The sequence below is a fragment of the Haloarcula amylolytica genome (assembly GCF_049705545.1).
In the GTDB taxonomy this organism is placed as follows: domain Archaea; phylum Halobacteriota; class Halobacteria; order Halobacteriales; family Haloarculaceae; genus Haloarcula; species Haloarcula amylolytica_B.
This window is the reverse complement of record NZ_JBNAMU010000001.1, coordinates 2,295,777-2,316,013: the sequence shown is the minus strand read 5'-3', so window position 1 is coordinate 2,316,013 and position 20,237 is coordinate 2,295,777. Positions and strand designations below refer to the sequence as shown.

Here is a 20,237-nt window from a genome sequence, read left to right as displayed (position 1 = left end):
CGTTTTCGAAGCCCGTTCGACAGACTCAACCCGGGTGCTGGCCAACCTCGCGCCATGCCAACGGTACTAGAAACCTATATCGAGAACCGCTGGATGGTCCAGCCCAACCACTCGAACCACCTGGGTGCGACCCACGGGGGAAACGTGCTGAAATGGATGGACGAACTCGGGGCGATGTCGGCGATGCGCTTTGCCGGCGAAACCTGCGTCACCGCCCGGATGGACCAGGTGAACTTCAAGCGGCCGATACCCGTCGGCGACACCGCACTCATCGAGGCGTTCGTCTACGACACCGGCGAAACGAGCGTCAAGGTCCGACTCCGAGTCGCCCGGGAAAACCCCAGAACCGGCGACGCTGAGTCGACGACAGAGTCGTACTCGGTGTACGTCGCGGTCGACGAGGACAGGAATCCGGTTCCCGTCCCTGACGTGACTACGGAAACCGACCGCGGTGAACGACTGCGACAGCGCGCCCTCGACGGGGAAGCGAACCGCTGATACTGTCGGCTGGAATCACGCGGAGAATACGGCTACCTTGGAGTGGTGGATATCTCCACCGAGGTACAGCCAACAGTATGACCTTTATTCCGCTCCGCCGCCAACCACGACTATGACACTGGATGTCGAGACGCCGGAGCGACCGGAGCTTTCCACCGGCGTCGCCGCCGACGAGTACGACGACGCAGACGTGCAGGGCGACGAATACCGGCGTGACGAGCTCGCCGAGGCCCTCGACGACGGCGCGTGGGAAGATGCCTTCGAGGAATGGGCCGCCGACGCCTCACTCGATGCCGATCAGTGGGCAATCGTCACCGATCTGGCACTCATCGAGGAGTTCGATTTCTTCTGGGACTCCTTCGCGGGCCGTGTGGGCTACCACGCTCCGGGCTTGCCCGAGGACTGGCGCGAGCGGGAGATACATCCCGACATCGACTCCTGGGGCACCGTCTCAGGCATCAACGCCGGACTGACCGAGTTCGGGCAGGTCGTCTGTGAGGTGCTGGCCGACGAGTACATCGACTGGGAAGCGGAGGAGGTCGGTGCGGACGACCTCCCGGACTTTTGAGCTTCGTACACGTCGCCGGCTGCGAATCGCTTCGGACAGCCCAGTCAGGGACCGGCAGCCTGATAACGACCCACGCGCTTGCACCAGATATGGCTGAAATCGTCACCCCACGCAAACGGGAGTGCGAGCGGTGTGGGCGGGTCGACGAGTGGGACCCGGAACGACACAGTTGGCGTATCGTCACCGACGACGGCACCAAGCAGTCCGGCGACCCACACTGTCTCCACGAGTGGGACATCAACGGCACGTTCAATCCGCTGGCCGAGTGAGCGTTCGATTCTTCGGCTGTCACCTCTCTCGCGAGCAGGTACACCACTAGAACGAGGTCCGTCGACGCAGTCCCGTAAGAAATCTCAGTTGGATCAAACGGCTGGTCGGACAGAGACCAGCCGCCGTTACTCCGCTATGCTCCTGCTTCAGCCGCGTCCTCGCTCATCGGGGCGCGCGATTCACCGCTGGTCCCGTCGCCCTGCTGAACCGATATCGGCTCCAGTTCGACGGTCGCGGCGGAGTCGTCCTCACCGATGACCTGTCCTTCGGTGACCTCTGTCGTCCCGGTGAACCCGGTCCGTTCCCCGTTGTTGGTCCCGACCGCGGTGAACTGGTACTGGGTCTCAGCACGGACGCTCACGTTCGTGTACCCTTCGTCGGTGCCCCAGTCCTCGTACCCGGTGGTCGAGTAGGGAACGGTCATCTCGAAGTTCCCGTTCTGGTCGGTCTGGGCCTGCTGGCGGTAGACGAACGTCTTGTTCGTCGCCGGGTTGCGCATCTGCACGGCGGCCCGGACTGTCGTGTTCGCCGGTCCGGTGCCTTCGACCGTTGCTCCGGGCACGCGCTCGAATATCTTCGTCCAGGCGGAGTGCTGGTACTGTGGACTGTTCGGGAACGCTTCGGTCTCACTAGAGCCGACGAGGCGGTAGTGCTCCATTGCCGGGACCCGCTCGCTGGGAGCATCGCCGTAGCCACCGAGTTGCGAGGTCGCGTCCTGTTCAACGTACTGACGGGCCTGTTCGAGGCTCTGGAACTGGCGGATGACCTGTCCCTGCTGTTGGCCCTCCGGTTCCTGCTCGTTGGTCGGCGCACCGCGGTACTGCGCTCCCTGGCGTGTCTGCTTGTTCTCCCAGTCGATGACAATCGGTTGCGGTTCTGCGGCGCTGCCGTGGAACCGGTACAGCCGAGTGACCATGGTCTCGTAATAGGCCTGCCGCTGGAACGTTACCTGCTGGACACCGCCGCTCTGAGACTGAATGTACAGCCGACTGTAGTAATCACTGGTCTGGGCCCCGTCAACGAAGGCCGGTGGGGCGAAGAACTTGCCACCGAGGTTTCCGTTGGTCTCGGCCATCTTCCAGTCGACGGCGATATAGCGCGTCTTTGCGTCGTCCTCGTCCGTCCTCTCGAGGATATTGTTCGCCTGCGTTTCGTTCTGTGCGATCAGGAACGGCGCGGCCGTGTCCGTTCCCTGCTGGAAGGGGTTCGCGTTCGGAACGCGCTCGGCCCTGGTCGTAATCCAGTGCCCGTAGTCCCACCACGACAGGACGCCGTACTGGCCCTCCTGGTAGTCGAAGTCGTCCTGCTTCTGATAGGTGCCGTAGTAATCGAGCGTCGCTTCACCGCCGGAGCCGTACGCCCCTTCCGCGGGCGTGTTCGCCTCCATCCACTGTAGGCTTTCGTCCCAACTCTGAATACTCTGGCCGGGACCGGTCGAGCCAGCCTCGACCGGCGTCGTACCGAAGGCGAACAGCGGGACGACGATGACAAGAAGTACTGTGAGAATCGTCAAGACCTGATAGTACTCGATGCCGTCGTCGGCGCTGAAATCGAACCAGACGACGAACCGACCGACGAGCATCCCCGACAGCACTGCAATCGGCGCGACGAGATAGTACGCGAACCGCTGCTGGGTGAACGTCGCGGATAGAATGAACAGTGCCCAGACGACGACGAGTAGTTCTTCCGCCGGAGCGTCGTCCGAGAGGAACTGCTTTCCGAGCAAAAAGAGGCCACCTATCGCCGCAACGATGACAGCGAACCCGTGTGCCTCAAACAGGACGCCGGCATCCTGCAGCGGCGCGGCCTCGCCGACGGTTCCGGCCGTTTCGCTGATCGAGAACCCGACGACTCTCATCACGTTCCGCGTCAGGAAATTCCACAGGTTCGGAGTCAGCACTGCCATCAGAACTGCCCCGAGGGCGAGTATTCCAAACACGGTCGCAGGGTACACGTACCGGCCGTACTCGCGCTGCTCGATAAACCGGGCCAGCCACGCCATGAACACGCAGCCAAAGCCAACGGCCAACGCCAGCCCCGGCTGTAGCAGCGACTGAGAGGTAGCTGTGATTTCAAGGACGGTGATTCGAGACGCACTCAGCACGGCGGCAGTCGTCATCGTGATTGCGCCCGCGATGGCCGTGTGTTCCGGGCTAGTGTCGTGAACGTACTCTAGGCACAATCGGAACAGGAAGAAGACACCGAGTATCCCGAGCAGGAGCACACCTGGCGGCCAGACCCAGAGATACAGCGCAATCGCCACGCCGGCCAGCACGGACCAACTGATAGTGTCCCGCAGTGCATCGATATCTCGCTCGAGGAACTGCTCGTAGATCGGCTTGTCCCGCGCGGCGACGCTGACAGCCACCATGACACCAAGGACGCCGAGTACCTGGAAGAGCGCTTCAGCGACGTGGTGGTCGGAGAAACCGACGAGGCTCCGCCGTAGGAGCCACCCCGTCGAGAATGCCATCACGGTAACCGCAGTTACGCCGCCGATGCGGCCGCCGAGCCGCTGTCCGATGAAGTACGTCGGAATCGCAACGAGCGTCCCGAACACGGCTGGTGCGAACAGGACCGTCATCGCGATCGTCTGGTCGCTCGGGGAACCGAGACCGACGATCAGGGCAACTGTCGCGATAATCTGGTCGAACAGCGTCCCGAACTGCCCGTTACTGGTTCCGTAAGGGAAGGCTGTCCAGGGGTCAAACGGCATTGTCGAGGGCCAGTTTTCAACGACGTACTTCGTCGAACGGTAGTGATACCAGGCGTCGTTCCCACTGAAGAGCACCTCGCCGTCAACAATGAAGTTCTGCCAACTCCGGACGCGATTCCACAGCATGAACCCGAGCAGTACCAGGAGGACCGGAACGTGGTACCAGCGCTCGGCCCACTCCAGGGCGGACTCGAGTTCGGGGTTGTCGTCAAGATAGCCCCGTGATTGACTCATTGCACGGAAAAACTGCCAAGGCGCGCATAAGCCTTTTGACCTCTGTGCGAGCGCAGGATGGAAACGCCTAACAGCACCGGTGGCACACCACCGACCATGCGAGTCTCGGTCGTGCTCTGTACGCACACGATGGAGCGATACGACGACTGCCGAGCGGCGGCCGAGAGCGTCTTAGCACAGACCTACGACGACGTGGAACTCGTACTGGTCTCGGATGGTAACCGGGACGTGTACGAACAGTACGAATCCGACTTCGGCGGCCGGGACGATGTCCTGACGCACTGCAACGACGAGAACGTCGGCCTGCTGGAGAGCCGGAACAATGGCGCTGCAGTCGCTACAGGCGACGTGGTCGCGTTCATCGACGACGACGCTATCGCCGATGAAGAGTGGGTGGCGGCGTTAGTCGACGCCTACGAACGACACGACGCGCTCGCGGTCGGCGGTCGAATGACGCCGGCGTGGGTCGCCGGCAAACCCAGCTTTCTGCCCGCGGAGTTCTACTGGCTCATCGGCGTCACCCACCGCGGGTTCGGACCGAACGGCGACCCCGACGAACCCGGCGTGGTTCGTAACACCTTCGGATCGAACATCTCTTTCGACAGGGACGTGTTTCTCGAACTAGGCGGCTTCGACGACGATATCGGCGGCCGCCAGGGTGAAAAGAACCTCCAGGGCGGCGAGACAGAACTCTGTGCGCGCCTGCGAACTGAATACGACGAAGGGGTATACTACACCCCGGACGCGCTTGTTGCCCACAAGATATTCGATTACCGAACCGACCCCGGCTGGCTGTTAGACCGCGCGTTCTGGCAGGGATACTCGAAGCGCGGGATGGAGGTGTTCGTTCCCGAGTCGACTGGCGAGGAGTCCGACTTCCTCGGCGACCTCCTGTTTCGGTTCGTCCCGTCACGCCTCCGTGGACTTGTCGACTCTCCGTCTGTCGGGGCAGTTCTGCAACTCCTCTTTTTGTTTCTACTTACCGGTAGCGTCGGCGTCGGATACCTCTACGGAATGTACGTCTGGAGATAATATGAGCGTTCTACAGCCTGAACTCTACTCAACGTATCCAAGGTCCTGAAGTCGCTCCTGAACCTCCTCTGCCTGTTCGTTCTTTTCGACATGGATATCAGCACCTGATTCCGTCATCGATACACGTCCATCGGTGCTAGTAACGGTGTAATCGTCGGTTGCGAGTCGGAGCGAAGCCGTGTTGTGCCATGGCGCAATTGTCAGCGTATACGACCTGGACTCTGAACGAATATCGATACCGTTCCACTCCTCGGGCGGATCGGTCCCCGCCTGATTGGCTAGCATCGGTCCAATATCAAGGAGGCTACACCGATCTCCCGTGAGCGAAACGTCATTGCTTACAATGGGAACGGTGACCAGCTTATCGGCTGTTCTCCTGCGCTGTGGTTGATGATAGTAGTACCCCTCTTCCCCGAATTCGTCACCATGATCTGAGGTGAAAATGAAGGTCGGATCTCCATCGAGACCCATCAAAAGATCTTCAACGACGGTGTCGACTCTTGAGAGGGCGTCTTCATACGCTGATGTAATCTCTTGGTGTTCGGAATCCTTGAGCGAGGATGGTGAAAACAAGGCTTTCCTATCGAGTGACCTCGAAATCGCGTTCTCACCACGGCCATATGGCCGATGGCTACCCATTAAATGCACCCACATGAACCGTGGTCCCGACGCTTCGTTGAACTGCTCAACCGCCTGCTCGACAACTGCTTTATCAGTCGGAAGATCGGACATTTTCGCATGTGGCGGAAAGAACCGATGGTAGACTTTTCGTAGAATGTCAAACTGCCCGAGAATCTCCCGTCGGTTGCTTCCGCGATTGCCCGCGTCAACGAAATTCTCGTACTTATCGAAACCTTGGTTGAAATTGAACACTTCGTCAAGTTGTGGGCTCGGAGCTAGCCCGATTGTCGTGTACCCGGCGTTCGACATAACCTCTGGTATCGTTGGTCCGGTCACAGCCGATTTCATTGTTGCCTGATACTGACTAGATAGGAGGCCTGCTAAACTTGGTCTAGTGTAATGTCCGACTGTCGTTCCGGATTGTGTCTGATATCCCGAGAGAAACTCCATCTCTTCGATGTAGTCATATCGGACCGAATCAGCCGTAATCAGCACGATATCGTTCATTTACCTGGGATTGACAGTCGGGCATTATATCCCTTCTTGAATCGGGTTCGGAAAGTTCAGGAGCGAAGGGTATGAACGGCATATACGACGCCGCCGATAATATTGTTTATTACTCGGAGAATGAGCTGCATTACGACCCCGAAAGTCAACGCGACACCGTCTCCGACTCCCACTGAAGTGAAAAGATAGAGATACGCGCTCTCACGCACCCCAAAGCCCTGGATTGATATCGGCAAAAAGAGGAAGAGTTCCACTAGTGGAATAAATACAAAAAAGTACACGAGTGGTATCTCAATCCCTAGCCCCAGGGCGACGACGTAGTTGCTGGCAATCAGTAAGACCCGGAACACGACCGAAAGCAAGAGCGCAATGACCACTGCTCGTTTGGCTTGGCGATACTCGTACACCGCAGTGTACAATCTTTCAGCCCGATTCCCGATGTCGAACGCTTGTAACTCAAAAACCGTGGTTTCCAGGATCGGGCGTAGTAAGTCAGTAAATAACAATACTGGTGTCGTAACTATCCCGACCGCGCAGCCGATAAGTGCCAGATTTGCGACCCGGACCGGAACTAGCTCGTAGCCAAATGCGACCGCAACCAGAACGATGCACAAGATTGAGTAGAGGCCAGCAATCCGCTCAATCACGACAGAAGAAACTGATGCGGAGCCATCGTTTGTATCCGCATAGAGGTAGTACATCCGTGCAGTATCTCCGCCAATAATCGATGGCAAAAACGCATTGAAGAACTGCCCGATATAGTAGTAAATCCAAGCGGTACGGAGGGTGAGCGTTATACCCTTTACAGCGAGGAGAACTCGCCACTTCCAGGCGCTGAGGCCGACACCAAGGACGCTAAGTCCAACAGCGATAACCAGCGTGACTGGCTCAAGCGTTTGGAGATGTTTGATCAGTGTGTCGAATCCGACCCTACTAATCACGTACCAGAGTAGTATTACACTGATAGAAACGCGAAGCGAGGCCGAGAGGATACTACGGATGTCTGTGTCTCTTCTTGACATAGTAATACAGGAGTGTCAGCTATAGGTCACTTGTTGTCCGCGCCACCGCCGATAACTACTTCAACACGATAGGGGTCTCTCTCGATGTAGTGTAACTTTGTGATCATTTCCGCCAGGAAACCAAACATAATCAAGATAAGCCCGAATAGAACGAGTGCAACCGTTAGTACAAGACGGGGGAGATTCGGAAGTAGCGGAACGCCCAGTACGTACTTCGAGAACACTGCATGAATCCCGATTAGCATCCCTATCCCAAACGAAATCAACCCAAACCCACCAAGGAAGTGAACCGGTCGGGTTGAGTACCGGTTCCAGAATACCTGAAACAGGAGGTCAACAAAGCCCCTTATAAGTCGTTTCGTGCCGTATTTTGAACTCCCTTCTGTCCGGGGGCGATGGTTAACTGGGACTTCTGTAATTCTGTAGCCCCGGTTGTACAATTTCGCCGGAATGTACCGGTGACCCTCTCCATACAACTCTATTTCATCAAGAGCGTCTGACCGATATGCTTTCAGAGTACAGCCGAAATCGTGGATGTCTGGCCCGGTCCAGCGTGCCATCCGTGTCTGTATCGCGGATGGTATCGTTTTTGTTAGCGGATCGTTTCGGTCTCGCCGCCAGCCGCTGACGCAATCATAGCTATCGGATTCGCTGTCCCCACTTATCAACATATTGAGGAGATCTGGAATGTCTTGTGGGTCGTTCTGTCGATCAGCATCGAGAGTCACGATAAACTCGCCGGTTGCTTGTTTGATTCCTGCATTCAAGGCTGCACTTTGTCCAAAGTTGCGGGACAGTAATAATCCGAGAACGTTCTCGTTGTGTTCTGCCAAGTCACGGATAACGCCCCTGGTACCATCGGTACTACCATCATCCACGATAACGATGTTATATGGAGAAAACGTCGGTTCGGTCTGAAATACTGACTGGATCTCTTTGATTAACGGCTCGATATTATCCACTTCATTGTACGCTGGCAGTACAACGGAGGTCCGAACCTTGTCACGGTCTTCGCCAGTGAATTCACTTGCGTTATCCCGTACGTCCTCTGTCGTCGCCATTATCTAATGCCGTGACTGTGATTCTTCAAGCAGGTTTATTAACAGTTGTCATTCCCAGTACTGCCCACGCCAGGAATCAGATATAAATCGTCGTATGTATGGTTGTTGTCAATTGCACCCTGGGGCATGAAGGATGCCCGGAATACACAGTAATATCAGTATGAGACTGATTTAGGCTAACCACGTGCAGAGGGCGCTCTCCCGAAATCGCACAGACTATTACAGTCAGTGGTCAATCACGAGGAAATGCCCTCTAGCCTGTGGAACAGAATACGCAAGTCGGCCCGACGCGAACCGTTTGTGCCGCTCGTTGCGCTTGCTGCGTTCCTGCTGATGTTCTTCGGCACCTGGCGACTACGGCCACATCTGACCTTCCCGGATGAAACCGGTGCTATCGAACTCGCTCTCAGGATTGGATACGAGCAGAATCCCTTCATAGACAACTTCCGGAAGGGTGGGAACTTCCACCTCTACTTGCTTGCGCTCTCTTTTGTCCCGGTAACGCTGTACTGGCTCGTGACCGGACAGTTCGGCGATATTATGTCGGGCGCGGCTAGTGTCGGGAGCTCGCCGAGTTGGGGCGTGTCCCCGGATCTCCTCACAGCGTTCTACGACGTGCTGTTCGCCGGTCGGCTGGTATCTGTCCTGTTCGGTGTCGGCACTGTCGTGGTCCTCTACTACCTCGGCCGGGAACTACTGGACCGGCGCGCCGGAATCCTCGCATCGGTGTTTCTCACGACTTCTGTTGGGTACGTCCTCACCGCTCATTATGCAACTGAGGACGTTCCGATGACGTTCTTCCTCATGCTCGGCTTCCTGCTGACGGTTCGTGCGTTTCATTCAAGAGACACCAGAACGCTGTTGGCCGCGGCGCTGGTCGCTGGCCTGGCAGCGTCGACGAAGGCGACCGCCGGACTCCTTGTCCTGCCCATCGCCATCGTCATTATTGAGCGCCACTGGGGCGAGTCGGGAACCGTTTTTGAGTTCGTCCAGGCAGTCTGGCTGTACCCGACGCTAACGATACTTGGATACGTCACTACAACGCCATCGATATTCGTCCATCCGGGTTCATGGGCCGACGAGATATCCCGATACGTCTACCGAAGTACGAGCGATTCCGTTGCGTACAATTGGTCAGACCCTGGGTGGCTCATCCAGCTCGCACACATCGCCGAAGGGCAGGGGATCGTGCTATTCCTGTTCTCCATACTGTCCGTACTGCTCGTTGTCGCGTTCCTTCTGCGAGGGACGCTTGACAGCGCAGTTTGGCTGTTGCTCGTCTACGCCATCCCGTACTTCATCGTCATCATCCAGGGAAACATGACACAGTTTCCTCGGGTGATGCCGCTCTTCCCGATTCTCGCAGTCCTCGCTGGCGTCGCCGGGTCCGAGCTAACCCGTTCCACTCGTCCGGTCCGAGTGGCCGGCATCGGACTTCTCACGCTCGCCGTAGTCTTTTCGGGCATACACACTGTCGCTGGTGTCGCTGATATCAGCCAGTCACGGCAGGAGGCGACCGAGTGGACACATGCGAATCTAAATAGCTCTGATACTGTTGACGTGTATTCCCAGCGGGTGTACCTCCCAGAATTTCCCGAGGAGACAACTGTAAACCGGTATGAAATCCACTCCACTCTCCCCCGAGAAAACTGGCAGCCCGGCCTCGAACGGATGGACTGTAACGCGCCTGAGTACGTCGTGCTCTCTAGTTACCACTACTTCCGCTTCTTTAAGGATCCGTCCGTGTACCCGGGTGTGACTGAACGCATGTCTGCGCTGTTCACCGAGGAGGACTACGAAATTGTCCGGACGTTCGGCCCACCAATTGATACTGAACTCAGCGCCGAACGGAAGTTCAAAGACAGCGCCGGGTTGTCGTCGTTCCCTGAAGACGGGAACCCGACTATCGTTGTGCTGAAGCGGATAGACGATGAACCGACCTGTTGATGACAACTGTATGCCGAAACCACTCTCCACTCACAGACGCGATATGGGAACCAGCGGTTCAACCGTGATGACGAACGGGGTCAGAATCTGTGACTGACGAATCACTCCCGAGCGTCTGCGTCGTGACCCATCCCCTCGCCGCCGCCGGCGAGAACGCCACACGAAGCCTGCTGGATATCCTGTCGGCTGTGACATCGGTCGCGCTCGTGACGGCTGATCTGCCCGCTGACTCCGAGATCCGCGACCGTCACGAACTCGTCGAACTCACGCAGAAAGGCGCGGGTGAGTCCGTCGTCATCGCCGCGTTCCGATTCCTGCTGAACCAGCTCCGGATGTGCCGTGTCATCGCCGACCGCGACGAAGACGTCGTTCTGTTTTTCGGTGCGACATCGTACCTGCTGCCCATTGTCGCGGCTCGATTGCTCGGCAAAACGGTTCTCATTGAACCCCGCGGCGACGTGCCGCTGACGCTCCGTCTGAACTGGGAACAGCGGTTGCCCGACGAGATAGCCGCAGGGCTCGCTGGCGCAGTCCGCGCGCTCGAACGAGCCGGCTTCGCCGCGGCCCACGGCGTTATCACCTACACGCCGGAGATGGCCCGCCAACTGGATCTGCATCCGGAATCCCCGACTGTGTATCCGACGGGGGCGCGCTACGTTCGGACAGACGAGTTTCGCGTCCAGCGGCCCTACGCCGACCGCGATCGCGTGGTCGGGTTCCTCGGGCGACTCGACGAGGAGAAGAGCGTCCGTGAACTCGCTGCTGTCGCCGCTGAACTGCCCGACGACGTGGCCTTCCGGTTCATCGGCGACGGGGATCTCCGGGAGTGGCTGGAAGCCGAACTCGCGGCGGAAATCGAACGGGGCGCGGTTGCGCTCACTGGCTGGGTGGACCACGACGACGTTCCGGCCCAACTGAACGACCTCGCCCTGCTCGTGCTGCCGTCACAGCCGACGGAAGGGCTTCCAACGACAATTCTGGAAGCGCTGGCCTGTGGAACACCAGTACTGGCCTCGCCGGTTTCGGGCGTTCCCGACGTGGTCCGTGAGGGTGAAACCGGATTCCTCCTTGACTCGCGGGAACCAGCGGCTCTCCGGGAAACGATACTCGGTATTTTGGAACGAAATGACTTGGACACCATCAGTGCGAATGGACGCGACCTGATTGAGCACGAGTACAGCTTCGAGGCGGCCTGTGGGCGGTACAAGTCGATACTCGCGGCGTGTACTCGGTAGGCACTACACCATCTGTAACACGCGCTCTCTGATTTCGCGGTCCGTCGCCATCCCGAGGCCGTACGCCACCACGCCGAGTGCGACTAAACCACCAAGCTTCAAAAGCGTTGATGGCGGTAAGATGGTCGCCGCCGCGTACACCACTGCGCCCATCGCTAATGCTGTGACCGTCTGCCTTCCGAGCGCCCGCCAGTTTGCGGTCACAGTGATGAACCGCCGGAGATACACTATCTGAATGACGAGTGCGATGCTGACTGTCGTTATCGTTGCCGCCGCTGCCCCGAACGATCCGAGTTCCGGAACCAGTAACAGATTGAGCCCAACGTTCGCAACGAGGGTCAGCGCTGCCGTCCGGAATACGAGATTCGGGTGACCGATCCCCGTGAGCGTCCGCTGGATCAGGATTCTCGGGGCCTGCAACAACTTCTCCGCCATCAGGAGGATGAGGATCAACCCGCCCGTGTCGAAGTCATAGACGAGTTGCATGAATGGATCGGCGAGTATCGCTACACCGACTACGGCGGGGATGACAAGCAGGAGACCATATGTGAAGCCTTCGCTTAGAGCTGTTTCAATGCGACCGTATTCGTCGCGGGACGCCCACTCGCTGATCGATGGAAACACCGCCTGACTCAGGGCCTGACTAGCCATTACTGCGACTACGCTGACCTTCCAAGAGGCCTCGTATACAGCAACAGCGGTCTTTGACGCGAAGTACGCCAACACGAGCGTATCTGCCCAGTTGTACGCTAGCGAACTCACACTATTGAACGATGTATACTTCGAGAAACCCCAGAGATCTCTGACGGTTTCCCAAGTTGGGATCGATAGCGAAGTTGACAGCGCGAAGTAAAATATGACAAATTTCACCACAACTCCAATCAAAACACCATATAGCAGAGCAAATATCTCTAATCCGGCTATGATTAGTCCAATACTTGTTACTATACGAATGACTTCACCAAAGAGTTCGATGAGAGAGCTAAGCGCCACTCGCCCTTCACCACGAACGGCCGCTCCAGTGAGCCATCTTCCGGTACTGGATATAATAAATACGATCAGTAAGGGCACGACCGCCACACCGATATATTCGTCTATATGGCTTTCAAATACGAATAATCCGAGAGACATGGCTGCAATCGGAACGAGTGTTATGAGGTAGCCTGCAGTCAGGTACGACCCACGCTGTTGAGTAGCCGATTCGCTAATGCGTTTCTCTATCCCCGTATCGACACCAAGCCGTGCCCCGGTCATCAGCACACTCGTGACAGCATCGAAGGTAAAAAATATTCCAAGAACCGTTCCACCGAGAGTTTGAGCAAAATACGCGGTTCCAACAAAACCAATTAGACTCAGTATGATATTACTGGCGTATATAATAACACTTGATCGGTCGATATCCATCGATATCTGTGGATTTCTCCCATGTGGTTATTATTCTGTTCTTGTTAAACCCATTAAAAAGTTCTAATATTAGGAGATATACATGATTTTCTTGACTTGACCTCCGTGGCACAAAAGTAACGAGAGTACAATTTCAAAACATTAATTTCACCATCAAATTAATAATGCATAGATGGCTTTCTCCGATTGGTTTTTTGACACCGTGGATCGGCTACGATCAGATCCCTCACCGAAGAATGTAGAAATAGCCCTCAGAAAGCTATGGGCCGGTTTGCTTGGAAGATTTGTCCCAGACCAGCAGGAAGAGCAGGTTATATGGAATGAAGACTGGGATATACTGGTTATTTTAGACGGGTGTAGGGCTGATGCTATGCAAGAAATCACACAGATGGATGCTTATGAACCCCTATTCTCTGGTAAGAAACTCGAAACACGCTGGTCGGTCGGTGGGACCAGTTCTGAATGGATAAAAAAAACATTTAATGAGAACTATTCGGATGAAATTGAAAACACAGCATACGTTACAGGAAATCCATACACGGATCAGATACAATACGATGAATTTCCAGAGTTTGCTCATTTCGGAATTAGCCCAACAGAGCATGATATTCGGACTGTTTTGCCTCGAAAATTAACTGATTACGCCATTGATACTTGGAGGAACCGAGATGAGCTGGGCGTTGATCGAATGATTATCCACTATATGCAACCACATGCACCGTTCCGGTCACGGCCAGAATGGTTTCGTGAATTCAAAGGGACAAAGAAGTTTGGTAGCAAGGTATGGTGGCGCCTCTGTGATGGAACCGTTTCGGAGGACGACTTTTGGTCTGCATATCTCGATAACTTGGAATGGATAATGGAAGAAATTAGTATCCTTTCTGTCTCTCTTGAGGGTACTATAGCCCTGACTGCTGATCATGGTAATGCAAAAGGAGAATCAGGAGTGTATGGTCACCCAAAAGGAGTCCCGGTTTCTGCTGTACGCGAGGTACCGTGGATTAACTTGGAAGGGATAGATACTAAAAAATATGTTCCAGAATATGACGTCTCCGATATCGATGGACATAATGGAATGCCTGCTCGTGAATCGCAGCTCGAAGCCTTAGGTTATAAATGACGTATTTAAAATTATGTATGACTAGGTGGGATTAATCTTGCCTACAGAGAGACGACAAAAATAACTATTAATTCCTCCATTACCCATCATCAGCTATGCCGCGAGTTCTTATTGGACCGACTAAACCAGATGTACACAATGAGGAATACGGTAAGAGCTACAATATCTTGAATAACCTGTACGACGATTACTTTACCGTCGACACATACACGAGAACGGTTTCCGACCGCCTTGACCCCGAAAACGTCACTGTACACTCGCTCAGAGGGGCAAACAGGCTCACATTCTATAGTAAGCTATATTATACGGTTTTTAGGGAACTACAGAAGGGAAATGTCGATATATACCATCATATGAATCTGAGCTACAGATGGTTCAATCCGATCCTTATCTTAGGGCTTCATGATGATATCCCTGTCGTTGTTGGTCCCTGTCAAACAGGCCATGCAATTATGGCAGAGGAGTTCAATCGAATGCTCTCTTTGTCCATCGGAAAAGATCTTTCGAGGTCACTTACCGATCCCCTGCACACGGCTGTCGATGCTACTCGGGATGTAGTTCTTGACCCACCCAGAATGAATCTATTCAAGCGGACGCTCAACGCCGCAGATCGAATTGTCGTTGTTGATAAAGAAGCGCATGAAATGTATGCTAACCTGGTCGACGAATCGAAACTCCGGACGATTCCGCTTGGCGTCGATCCGAACGTTTTCGAGTACAGTGAACCAGACAACTCACAAGAAATTGTAGCCATCGGCAGGCTTCGGGAGCGCAAGGGTTACGATGTTCTTCTTGAGGCACTCGACCAGATTCAGCAGGAATATCCTGAGGTTCATGTTAACGTTTTCGGTGACGGGCCATTAGAAGACGAGTTGCGTGAGCAGGCTAAAAGGCTCAATATAGAGAATAACGTGACATTCCACGGCTACGTCGACCAGTCTATCGTCCGAGAACACTTATCTCGAGCACGTGCCTTCGTCCACCCTTCTCGGTCAGAGGGCTTTTCAATGGTCCGTCTGGAAGCCATGTCGACCGGCTGTCCAGTAGTCGTTACCAATGTTTCTGGAGCGAACGAAATGGTCCGAGAAGGGAAGGAGGGATTTGTTGTCCCGATAGAATCACCGGACGCAATCGCAGACGCCGTCACCACATTGCTCTCCGATTACGAACTCACGAAACAGATATCCAGGCAGGCGCGAGACCGCGTCGAGGAGAAGTACGACTGGCGGAAGATCGCGGACGAGTACCTCGACCTGTACCGTTCGTTGTCTGGCTAAGGTCGTACCGCCGTCTATCGCGTGCATCGAAAGGTCTTAACCCATCGACTGAGACGTTCGGGGTAGATATGGTCCTCGTAGTGCTGGGTATCGATGCACTCGACCCGGAACTAGTAGATTCGGCGGCACATCCGAACTTGACGCTCGCTGACCACCGCGCTATCGAGACGATCAGGAGCGTAGAGGGCGGACCCAGCACGCACGAACTCTGGCCGACGATCATTACCGGGCTCACGCCGCCGGAGCACGGTATCACGCTTGATGACGGCGTCGCCTGGGAGAACCCCGTCCTCCGGTTCGGAAGCGCCGCCGCGGACTACCTCCTCCCGTCCGGGCTGCAGACGCGTCTCGGCGCGTGGCTACTGAACAACACTGAACAGGACGCGTTCCGGATTCCGGCGACCTACTACGAGGAAAACGACCTGACGACGGTTTTCGACGGACGGCAGGCGGCCCCCATCGGCATCCCCAACTACGTGATCGACCCGGACACGGAGGACCGCGAACACAGCCTCCGGCGGAACCTCGGTGACCTCTTCGAGCGCGACCTCGAAGCGAAAGGTGGGCACTCGTCGGCGGACCCGGCGCTGTTCTACGAGCAGTGCCTCGAAATGTCGATGGTTCGCCTCGCCCGCGCACGACGGGCGCTCAGAGGTGGACGACACGAACTGGTGTTTGCATACACGAGCGGGCTCGACCTCATCGGCCACGTCGCGTACGAACAGCCCTCGCTCCAGGACCGCGCCTACGAGGAGCTCGACGAGTTCGTGGGCGAGGTCCGGGACGACCTCGGCGACGACGACGAGCTACTGCTCGTCAGTGACCACGGCCTGCAGGACGGCGTTCACACCGACGAGGCGATGGTCGCGGGGACGGACGCCGCCATGGTCGAGTCGATTGAGAGCGTCGTCGACGTCCGGGCTGCTATCGAAGCCGAACTCGACGAGAACGATCACACGTCCACGCCGCAGGTGACGGCGTCGGACGACGGCGGCCGGTCAGGGGAGGACGTCAAAGAGCACCTCGAAGACCTCGGGTACATGTAGCCATATCGGCCGATCCAAACGTCCTGCTGGTTATCCTCGACAGCGTCCGTGCACAGAACCTCGGCGCCTACGGCCACAGTTAGCCCAACGCAGCGACACTCTCGTACTCCCAGACCAGGTCGAAGTAGCGCTTCATCCCAGCGACGAACGACCCGTTGTCCGTAATCGCGGCTTGGCGCATGTGGTTGGGAACGTCCGGCTCCTCGACCAGTAGAATCGCCTCGCCGCTGTCGTAGTCCATGCTCGGGTCGACGAGCGTCCCGCGCCAGGGTAGTTTCTCCGTGCTGAACCGAACGTCTACCTCAGAGTACTCCGCCCTCAGCCGGTCGACGATGTCAGCCTGGACAGCGGCCTTCTCCGCCGGGAGCTCGTCGGGGTGCAGGAAGAGAACGCTAACTTCGACCTCGCGGTCGAGCGTCTCGGCCAGTGCGCGCTCGACGCTGTCGAGGTACGCGAAACTGTTGGTAATAACCCGAAGCGTCTCGTCGGCGTCGTCGTACAGCCGGCGGGTCTCGCGTTCGCTCGGTTCGCCCACGTCGACGACGTGGAACAGTTCGGCCGTCGGCGAGATGTCCTCGCTGGCGCGTTCGAACCGAGGTTCGTACTCGGCGAGAAAGGCGTCGCGGTGGGACTCGATGTCGGCGGCGAACGATTCGTACGATTGCCTGCGGTTCTCGACGGCCCGGTCGAGGATTTCGCGGGGGGATTTCGGCTGGTACTCCTTGGGACGGCCGGGGATCACCTTGATGAAGCCGCGGTCGGACAGCGACTCCAGCACGCCGTAGACGCGGGCCTTCGGGATACCGCTCGCTTCCGCGAGGTTCGGGGCCGTCGTTCGTCCGAGCGAGACCAACTGTTCCAGCGCCGTCGCCTCGTATTCGGTCAGCCCAACCAGGTCGAACACGTCCGCAGGGTCGCTCATACACGCCCATGTGCGGCAGGGAATGTAAAACGCGTCGGCCGCCGCCCAAATCTATTAGTGGGTGGCGGCGAGTAGTTACTCGAAGAGTGAGTAACATGACTGCGACATCCCAGACCGAGGAAGACGATCACCTGGCGGACATCGAAGACGGCTGTGGCTGTGCGGAGGTCTGGGAACACATGAGCGAGCAGCGCGACGACTGAGACGGACTGGTGTCCGTCATTTCCGGCTGTCGCCGCTTTCGAGGCGGCGGCTACCGGAAACAGTCACAAAACCCGTGCGCGGCCAGACCCGCATTTATTTGCCTCCGCGTGGCTGACGTTTTGTCGATGGCCGACCGAGACGACGTCTGTATACTGTTGCCGACATTCAACGAGGCCGAGACTATCGAATCGGTCGTGTCCGGGTTCCGCGAGCAGGGGTTCGACAACGTCCTCGTTATCGACGGCGGGTCGACCGACGGGACACAGGACATCGCCGAATCGGCCGGCGCGCGGGTCGTCGAACAGTCCGGCTCGGGGAAGGGACAGGCTGTCAGGGAGGCAGTGACGCGCCACATCGAGCAGCCGTACGTCCTGATGGCCGACGGCGACGCGACCTATCGGCCCGATGAGGCGGACAGGCTACTCGAACCACTGTTGTCGGGCCAGGCCGCGCACGTCATCGGAAACCGCTTTGCGGACATGCAGCCCGGCGCGATGACGAAACTCAACCAGATCGGCAACCGTATCATCAACAGTGCCTTCGCAACGATTCACGGACGGGACCTCACCGACATCCTCTCCGGCTACCGGGCGTTCACGCGGCAGTCCTTCCAGCGGAGTTCACTGACGGCGTCGGGCTTCGGTATCGAGACGGAGATGGCCGTCGAGTGTGTCAAACACAACGTCTCGACGGCTGTGGTACCGATCACCTACCAGCCCCGGCCCGACGAATCCGACACGAACCTCCGGCCGTTCCGTGACGGCGCGACCATTATCCTGACGCTGTACCAGATGGCAAAGACAAACAATCCGCTGTTTTACTTCGGAAGCGTCGGCCTCGGGAGCACTGTGGTCGGGTTCGCGCTCGGAGCGTACGTGGCCTACGACTGGGTTGTCAACAGTATCTCACACGAGGTGATTGCAGTTATCGGCTCGTTCGCCATCCTGCTGGGAATTCAGCTCCTCATGTTCGGCGTCCTGTCGGATATGCTCGTGGCGGTGAACCGCGAACAGACGCGCCGCTTGGAAGACATTGCCGTCCAACTCACACACGAGAGCCGAAATCGGCCGGCAGACGTGTTCGACGACCAGCGGGTCGGCGACGCGGAACGCGCCGAGGAGAGCGATATGGACCACGTCACGGACGGCGACGTGGAGACGGAACCGGCGGTCTCTCCGCACCAGCCTGACGAATAGCTCAGAACGGAACCAGCGCGCGCAGCTGGGAGAGAATACTGTTTCTGGTGGCTTCCCGTTTCCGTTCGAATATCGGATGGAGGTCGTTGAGTAGCTCTTGCTCGTTGTCGAACTCAGTGGCGTTCGTCTCGTCGAGCGCCTCGGCGACGGTCATCGAGTGTCCAGACGCGTCGAACGGGACCGCGATGTGCCCGGCGGCGTCTCGGACCTCCGCCGCTGTCGCGGGGTATTCGATGTCCACGTCCGACAGGCGGGCGTCGAGTGCCGCGATACCGAACTCGATGACGTCTGGCTCGTCGCTGTTATCGGCTGGTGGCCGTACTCCCATTGGTAGAGCGATGGGGCCGGGGGATAGAAAAGTCTGCGTTGTCGGGTCAGCTCTCGCAGCCGGCTAACCACTCCTCGGCCCATTCCTCGATCTCGTCGAAGACCGGACAGAGGGATTCCCCCTTGGGCGTGAGCTGGTAGTACGTCGCGACGGGCGCGTCTTCTTCGAGCCGCCGGTCGACAAAGCCCATCTCCTGAAGGTCGTCGAGGACCCGCGAGAGGGTGCGAGAACTGGCGTCGGTGGCGCGTTTGAGTTCGTTGAATCGCTGTTCGCCGTTCTGGAGTTCGTGGAGGACGACCAGCCGCCAGCGCGACCCGATCTGTTCCAGCGACTCGATGACGGCACACGGCCCGCTTTCTTCTGCCTCGTCCGTGGCAGTGAATACTTCAGATGACATCGGTGCTACCTGGTATCCTCTTTGTCCGGGAACGTACATATAGGTTCGGATACGAACCAAGTAACGTAATGAAACTACCAATCGCGGTTCGACAGTCTCACGGTGAAACCACCCCTGCGCCGGAGGTGAGCGCCTGATGGCGTTCGAGTCCGCTGGGGCGGGCGAACTGTTCCTGCTGGGACGAATCCTGTTCGGTGGCGTCCTCGCCTTCATGGGCCTGAACCACTTCCAGAACGCCGGGCAGATGACGCCCTACGCGGAGGCGAAGGGGCTTCCGGCACCCGCGGCGTCAGTCTACGGAAGCGGCGGACTGCTCCTCGTCAGCGGCGTCCTCGTCATCCTCGGTGCGTACCCCGTCATCGCGGCCGGGGCGCTGGCGACGTTCCTCGTCGCTTCCGCCGTCATGATGCACAATTTCTGGGCGGTCCCCGACGACCAGGTCCAGGACGAGATGACGCAGTTCCTCAAGAACATCGCCCTCGCCGGCGGCGCGCTGTCGCTGCTTGCGGTGGCCGGCACGTCGTGGCCGTACAGCGTCGGCATGTCCCTGTTTTGAGGTGACGCGTTCACTGGCCCGGGTTGCCTGATTCCGACCCGCCCCTCGTTCGTCACTGTTGGAGAGTGACACCTGC

Annotated in this window: 19 protein-coding genes; 11 read left to right on the top strand and 8 right to left on the bottom strand. The window is 57.5% G+C overall.

Annotation, left to right across the window (positions count from 1 at the left end; genetic code table 11):
- Positions 1–54: 54 nt before the first annotated feature.
- The 3 genes from ACOZ4H_RS12060 (at position 55) to ACOZ4H_RS12050 (ending at position 1,335) form a co-directional block, all read left to right on the top strand.
- On the top strand, positions 55–498 hold the full coding sequence (locus ACOZ4H_RS12060) for an acyl-CoA thioesterase (protein ID WP_424329510.1): 444 nt from the start codon (positions 55–57) through the stop codon (positions 496–498).
- Positions 499–610: 112 nt separating this feature from the next.
- On the top strand, positions 611–1,066 hold the full coding sequence (locus tag ACOZ4H_RS12055; RefSeq protein WP_424329509.1) for a hypothetical protein: 456 nt from the start codon (positions 611–613) through the stop codon (positions 1,064–1,066).
- A gap of 89 nt (positions 1,067–1,155) precedes the next feature.
- Entirely contained in the window at positions 1,156–1,335 is a 180-nt protein-coding gene (locus ACOZ4H_RS12050; RefSeq protein ID WP_424329508.1) for an HEWD family protein, read from the top strand.
- Positions 1,336–1,469: 134 nt separating this feature from the next.
- Here the strand turns inward: ACOZ4H_RS12050 and ACOZ4H_RS12045 are convergent, their stop codons facing one another.
- Complete coding sequence (locus ACOZ4H_RS12045; protein WP_424329507.1) at positions 1,470–4,286, bottom strand: oligosaccharyl transferase, archaeosortase A system-associated; 2,817 nt, start codon at positions 4,284–4,286, stop codon at positions 1,470–1,472.
- Positions 4,287–4,382: 96 nt separating this feature from the next.
- Between ACOZ4H_RS12045 and aglG the strand changes: the two genes are divergently transcribed.
- Positions 4,383–5,318, top strand: coding sequence for a glucosyl-dolichyl phosphate glucuronosyltransferase (aglG, locus tag ACOZ4H_RS12040; RefSeq protein WP_424329506.1), 936 nt, complete (start codon positions 4,383–4,385; stop codon positions 5,316–5,318).
- A 24-nt stretch (positions 5,319–5,342) separates the two neighbouring features.
- On the opposite strand, the gene ACOZ4H_RS12035 is transcribed toward aglG, so the two are convergent.
- Genes ACOZ4H_RS12035 through ACOZ4H_RS12025 form a run of 3 tightly spaced genes read right to left on the bottom strand, consistent with a single transcriptional unit; the run spans position 5,343 to position 8,529 of the window.
- Positions 5,343–6,446, bottom strand: a complete 1,104-nt coding sequence (locus ACOZ4H_RS12035; protein WP_424329505.1) for a sulfatase-like hydrolase/transferase — start codon at positions 6,444–6,446, stop codon at positions 5,343–5,345.
- A 56-nt stretch (positions 6,447–6,502) separates the two neighbouring features.
- On the bottom strand, positions 6,503–7,468 hold the full coding sequence (locus tag ACOZ4H_RS12030; RefSeq protein ID WP_424329504.1) for a lysylphosphatidylglycerol synthase transmembrane domain-containing protein: 966 nt from the start codon (positions 7,466–7,468) through the stop codon (positions 6,503–6,505).
- 26 nt (positions 7,469–7,494) lie between these two features.
- Entirely contained in the window at positions 7,495–8,529 is a 1,035-nt protein-coding gene (locus tag ACOZ4H_RS12025) for a glycosyltransferase family 2 protein (RefSeq protein WP_424329503.1), read from the bottom strand.
- 246 nt (positions 8,530–8,775) lie between these two features.
- On the opposite strand from ACOZ4H_RS12025, the gene ACOZ4H_RS12020 reads away from it, so the two are divergent.
- Together ACOZ4H_RS12020 and ACOZ4H_RS12015 are read left to right on the top strand one after the other, a co-directional pair.
- On the top strand, positions 8,776–10,476 hold the full coding sequence (locus ACOZ4H_RS12020; protein WP_424329502.1) for a glycosyltransferase family 39 protein: 1,701 nt from the start codon (positions 8,776–8,778) through the stop codon (positions 10,474–10,476).
- 89 nt (positions 10,477–10,565) lie between these two features.
- Positions 10,566–11,711 (top strand): glycosyltransferase family 4 protein, encoded by a 1,146-nt coding sequence (locus ACOZ4H_RS12015; protein ID WP_424329501.1) that lies wholly within the window; start codon positions 10,566–10,568, stop codon positions 11,709–11,711.
- Positions 11,712–11,714: 3 nt separating this feature from the next.
- On the opposite strand, the gene ACOZ4H_RS12010 is transcribed toward ACOZ4H_RS12015, so the two are convergent.
- A complete protein-coding gene (locus ACOZ4H_RS12010; protein ID WP_424329500.1) occupies positions 11,715–13,115 on the bottom strand; it encodes a flippase in 1,401 nt (466 codons plus the stop codon).
- A 172-nt stretch (positions 13,116–13,287) separates the two neighbouring features.
- Here ACOZ4H_RS12010 and ACOZ4H_RS12005 point away from each other — a divergent pair, with 172 nt between their 5' ends.
- The 3 genes from ACOZ4H_RS12005 to ACOZ4H_RS11995 all read left to right on the top strand — a co-directional run bounded on the left by ACOZ4H_RS12005 (position 13,288) and on the right by ACOZ4H_RS11995 (position 16,558).
- Complete coding sequence (locus tag ACOZ4H_RS12005) at positions 13,288–14,235, top strand: hypothetical protein (RefSeq protein WP_424329499.1); 948 nt, start codon at positions 13,288–13,290, stop codon at positions 14,233–14,235.
- Positions 14,236–14,330: 95 nt separating this feature from the next.
- Positions 14,331–15,512: a glycosyltransferase family 4 protein gene (locus ACOZ4H_RS12000; RefSeq protein ID WP_424329498.1), complete on the top strand. Its 1,182-nt coding sequence runs from the start codon at positions 14,331–14,333 to the stop codon at positions 15,510–15,512.
- A 68-nt stretch (positions 15,513–15,580) separates the two neighbouring features.
- Positions 15,581–16,558, top strand: a complete 978-nt coding sequence (locus ACOZ4H_RS11995) for an alkaline phosphatase family protein (RefSeq protein WP_424329497.1) — start codon at positions 15,581–15,583, stop codon at positions 16,556–16,558.
- 79 nt (positions 16,559–16,637) lie between these two features.
- Here ACOZ4H_RS11995 and ACOZ4H_RS11990 read toward each other — a convergent pair whose 3' ends face one another.
- Positions 16,638–17,480 carry a TrmB family transcriptional regulator gene (locus ACOZ4H_RS11990; protein WP_424329496.1) on the bottom strand — a complete coding sequence of 281 codons (843 nt, stop codon included), beginning with the start codon at positions 17,478–17,480 and terminating at the stop codon, positions 16,638–16,640.
- Between the two features lie 329 nt (positions 17,481–17,809).
- Between ACOZ4H_RS11990 and aglJ the strand changes: the two genes are divergently transcribed.
- Positions 17,810–18,880 (top strand): S-layer glycoprotein N-glycosyltransferase AglJ, encoded by a 1,071-nt coding sequence (aglJ, locus tag ACOZ4H_RS11985; RefSeq protein ID WP_424329495.1) that lies wholly within the window; start codon positions 17,810–17,812, stop codon positions 18,878–18,880.
- A 1-nt stretch (position 18,881) separates the two neighbouring features.
- On the opposite strand, the gene ACOZ4H_RS11980 is transcribed toward aglJ, so the two are convergent.
- Positions 18,882–19,208: a hypothetical protein gene (locus tag ACOZ4H_RS11980; RefSeq protein ID WP_424329494.1), complete on the bottom strand. Its 327-nt coding sequence runs from the start codon at positions 19,206–19,208 to the stop codon at positions 18,882–18,884.
- Positions 19,209–19,254: 46 nt separating this feature from the next.
- Positions 19,255–19,605 carry a winged helix-turn-helix transcriptional regulator gene (locus ACOZ4H_RS11975; protein ID WP_424329493.1) on the bottom strand — a complete coding sequence of 117 codons (351 nt, stop codon included), beginning with the start codon at positions 19,603–19,605 and terminating at the stop codon, positions 19,255–19,257.
- 136 nt (positions 19,606–19,741) lie between these two features.
- Here ACOZ4H_RS11975 and ACOZ4H_RS11970 point away from each other — a divergent pair, with 136 nt between their 5' ends.
- On the top strand, positions 19,742–20,161 hold the full coding sequence (locus tag ACOZ4H_RS11970; protein ID WP_424329492.1) for a DoxX family protein: 420 nt from the start codon (positions 19,742–19,744) through the stop codon (positions 20,159–20,161).
- The last annotated feature ends 76 nt before the right edge of the window (positions 20,162–20,237 follow it).

Bases quoted from the DNA above. Each gene is read 5' to 3' on its own strand.
- ACOZ4H_RS12060 (WP_424329510.1), top strand. From the start codon at position 55: ATGCCAACGGTACTAGAAACCTATATCGAGAACCGCTGGATGGTCCAG.
- ACOZ4H_RS12055 (WP_424329509.1), top strand. From the start codon at position 611: ATGACACTGGATGTCGAGACGCCGGAGCGACCGGAGCTTTCCACCGGC.
- ACOZ4H_RS12050 (WP_424329508.1), top strand. From the start codon at position 1,156: ATGGCTGAAATCGTCACCCCACGCAAACGGGAGTGCGAGCGGTGTGGG.
- ACOZ4H_RS12045 (WP_424329507.1), bottom strand. From the start codon at position 4,286: ATGAGTCAATCACGGGGCTATCTTGACGACAACCCCGAACTCGAGTCC.
- aglG (WP_424329506.1), top strand. From the start codon at position 4,383: ATGCGAGTCTCGGTCGTGCTCTGTACGCACACGATGGAGCGATACGAC.
- ACOZ4H_RS12035 (WP_424329505.1), bottom strand. From the start codon at position 6,446: ATGAACGATATCGTGCTGATTACGGCTGATTCGGTCCGATATGACTAC.
- ACOZ4H_RS12030 (WP_424329504.1), bottom strand. From the start codon at position 7,468: ATGTCAAGAAGAGACACAGACATCCGTAGTATCCTCTCGGCCTCGCTT.
- ACOZ4H_RS12025 (WP_424329503.1), bottom strand. From the start codon at position 8,529: ATGGCGACGACAGAGGACGTACGGGATAACGCAAGTGAATTCACTGGC.
- ACOZ4H_RS12020 (WP_424329502.1), top strand. From the start codon at position 8,776: ATGCCCTCTAGCCTGTGGAACAGAATACGCAAGTCGGCCCGACGCGAA.
- ACOZ4H_RS12010 (WP_424329500.1), bottom strand. From the start codon at position 13,115: ATGGATATCGACCGATCAAGTGTTATTATATACGCCAGTAATATCATA.
- ACOZ4H_RS12005 (WP_424329499.1), top strand. From the start codon at position 13,288: ATGGCTTTCTCCGATTGGTTTTTTGACACCGTGGATCGGCTACGATCA.
- ACOZ4H_RS12000 (WP_424329498.1), top strand. From the start codon at position 14,331: ATGCCGCGAGTTCTTATTGGACCGACTAAACCAGATGTACACAATGAG.
- ACOZ4H_RS11995 (WP_424329497.1), top strand. From the start codon at position 15,581: ATGGTCCTCGTAGTGCTGGGTATCGATGCACTCGACCCGGAACTAGTA.
- ACOZ4H_RS11990 (WP_424329496.1), bottom strand. From the start codon at position 17,480: ATGAGCGACCCTGCGGACGTGTTCGACCTGGTTGGGCTGACCGAATAC.
- aglJ (WP_424329495.1), top strand. From the start codon at position 17,810: ATGGCCGACCGAGACGACGTCTGTATACTGTTGCCGACATTCAACGAG.
- ACOZ4H_RS11980 (WP_424329494.1), bottom strand. From the start codon at position 19,208: ATGGGAGTACGGCCACCAGCCGATAACAGCGACGAGCCAGACGTCATC.
- ACOZ4H_RS11975 (WP_424329493.1), bottom strand. From the start codon at position 19,605: ATGTCATCTGAAGTATTCACTGCCACGGACGAGGCAGAAGAAAGCGGG.
- ACOZ4H_RS11970 (WP_424329492.1), top strand. From the start codon at position 19,742: ATGGCGTTCGAGTCCGCTGGGGCGGGCGAACTGTTCCTGCTGGGACGA.